At 66.7% G+C, this 2,493-nt stretch carries 2 protein-coding genes; both read right to left on the bottom strand.

Annotated features, from left to right (window positions below; genetic code table 11):
* Positions 1 to 10: 10 nt before the first annotated feature.
* Positions 11 to 1,369 carry a dihydrolipoamide acetyltransferase family protein gene (locus tag MAXJ12_RS17055; protein ID WP_008837174.1) on the bottom strand — a complete coding sequence of 453 codons (1,359 nt, stop codon included), beginning with the start codon at positions 1,367 to 1,369 and terminating at the stop codon, positions 11 to 13.
* Positions 1,370 to 1,372: 3 nt separating this feature from the next.
* Complete coding sequence (locus MAXJ12_RS17050) at positions 1,373 to 2,386, bottom strand: alpha-ketoacid dehydrogenase subunit beta (protein WP_008837173.1); 1,014 nt, start codon at positions 2,384 to 2,386, stop codon at positions 1,373 to 1,375.
* Positions 2,387 to 2,493 lie beyond the last annotated feature (107 nt).

The following is a 2,493-nucleotide window of genomic DNA, read 5'->3' as shown; positions in this document are numbered from 1 at the left end:
CCCATCACCGTCATCCCTCCACGAAAATCAGCGCCGGGGTCTCCAGCAGCGTCTTGATGCGCTGGACGAAGACCGCCGCGTCCCAACCGTCGACGACGCGGTGGTCGAAGCTCGACGACAGGTTCATCATCTTGCGCGGAATGAACTGCGTCCCATCCCAGACCGGCCGCACCATCATCTTGTTGACGCCGACGATAGCCACTTCCGGGTGGTTGATGACCGGCGTGGTCGCAACGCCGCCCATCGCGCCGAGCGAGGTGATGGTGATGGTCGAGCCCGACAGTTCCTCGCGGGTCGCCGTGCCGGCCTTGGCCGCTTCGGCCAGCCGGTTGACCTCCGCGCCGCAGTCCCAGAGATCACGCGCCTCGGCGTGCTTGACGACCGCCACGACCAGCCCCGACGCGGTTTGCGCTGCGATGCCGATATGGACGCCGCCGTGGCGGTGCACGATGCCGGCCTCGTCGTCGAAAATGGCGTTCAAGCCGGGCTGTTCGGCGATTGCCTTCACCATCGCCCGCATCAGGAAGGGCAGCACCGTCAGCTTTGGTTGGTCGGCGCGCTTGCCCTTGTTGAGGGCTGCGCGCAGATCCTCCAGCGCCGTCACGTCGATCTCCTCGACATAAGTGATGTGCGGGATGCGCGATTTCGCCAGCGCCATCTTTTCGGCAATCTTGCGCCTCAGCCCGACGATCTTGATGTCATCGACCGTGTCGTTGCGCTGTAGCCCGGCTGGACGCGCCGCCTGCGGGCCGCGCGCGATGAAGGCGTCGAGGTCTTCATGGGTGATGCGACCGGCCGGGCCGCTGCCCGGAACCTGGCGCAGATCGACACCGGCCTCTTTCGCCCGAAGACGGACAGCCGGTGTAGCCAGCGGCTTTTCGCCTTCGGCGCGCGGCGCGCCCGCGGTTGCGGACCTCGCACCCGGCCTGGCCGGAGCGGCAGCCGGTGCAGCCTTGGTTGGCGCGGGTGCGGCGGCTTTCTCCGCTGCGGCGGTTGCGGGCTTTTCGGGAGGCGACGGGATGTGTTCTCCCTCTTCGGCCATGCCGTCGGCGAGCGGCGCTTCCTCCTGGTCGTCGTCCATGGCCGGTTTCGCCGCCACCGCTTCCACGGCGGGAACGTCTTTGCCACCCTGGACCTTCAGCCGGATCAGCGGCGAGCCGACGGCGATCGTGTCGCCGATTTCCGCGCCCAGCCAGGTGATCTCGCCGTCGACAGGGGAGGGGATCTCGACCGTCGCCTTGTCGGTCATGACGGCGGCCAGGATCGAATCCTCGCGCACCAGATCGCCGACCTTGACATGCCATTCGACAAGCTCGGCCTCCGCCACGCCTTCGCCGACGTCCGGGAGTTTGATCGTGTGCTCGGCCATATCTTATGCTTCCATCGTTTCGCGCAACGCCTGGCCGACGCGGGCCGGACCCGGAAAATAATCCCATTCCTGGGCGTGCGGGTACGGCGTGTCCCAGCCGGTGACGCGGGCGATCGGCGCTTCGAGTTCATAAAAGCAATGCTGCTGCACCAGTGCGGCCAGTTCCGCGCCGAAACCGGAAGTCAGCGTCGCCTCGTGCACGACCACACATCGGCCGGTCTTCCTCACCGAGGCAACGATGGCGTCGAGGTCGAGCGGCAGGAGCGTGCGCAGGTCGATGATCTCGGCGTCGATGCCGGTCTCCTCGGCCGCCGCCTCGGCGACATAGACCATGGTGCCATAGGCGAGAATGGTCACGTCCGCACCCTGACGCCTGATCTCGGCCTTGCCGAGCGGGGTGGAATAGTGGCCGTCCGGTACTTCGCCGAGCGGATGCTTCGACCACGGCGTCACCGGACGGTCATGGTGGCCGTCGAAGGGGCCGTTATAGAGCCGCTTCGGCTCCAGGAAGATGACCGGGTCAGGATCCTCGATCGAGGCGATCAGCAGCCCCTTGGCGTCGTGCGGATTGGACGGCACCACCACCTTCAGGCCCGAGACATGGGTGAACAGCGCCTCCGGGCTCTGGCTGTGGGTCTGTCCGCCGAAAATGCCGCCGCCGGTCGGCATGCGGATGACCATCGGGCAGGTGAACTCGCCGTTGGAGCGGTAGCGGATGCGCGCCGCTTCCGAGACGATCTGGTCGTAGGCCGGATAGACGTAGTCTGCGAACTGCACCTCCACGCAAGGCCGCAACCCGTAGGCCGCCATGCCGAGCGCGGCGCCGACGATGCCAAGCTCGCTGATCGGCGCGTCGAAGCAGCGGGTTACGCCGTATTTCTGCTGCAGCCCTTGAGTGCAGCGGAAGACGCCGCCGAAATAGCCGACATCCTCGCCGAACACGACGACATTGTCGTCCTTGCCCATAGACACGTCCATGGCGTCGCGGATCGCCTCGATCATGGTCTTGCGGGGCATCAGCGGAGCGCTCCAGAGACGATTGCCGCAACGCCCCCTCCACTGCCTTCGGCGGTCCCCCTCCCCCGTAAACGGGGGAGGATCAGGTCGTGCCGGCGCTGCCGCTG

This window comes from Mesorhizobium alhagi CCNWXJ12-2, from assembly GCF_000236565.1.
In the GTDB taxonomy this organism is placed as follows: domain Bacteria; phylum Pseudomonadota; class Alphaproteobacteria; order Rhizobiales; family Rhizobiaceae; genus Allomesorhizobium; species Allomesorhizobium alhagi.
The sequence above is the reverse complement of the archived record's forward strand: the minus strand, read 5'-3'. Positions and strand labels throughout refer to the sequence as shown.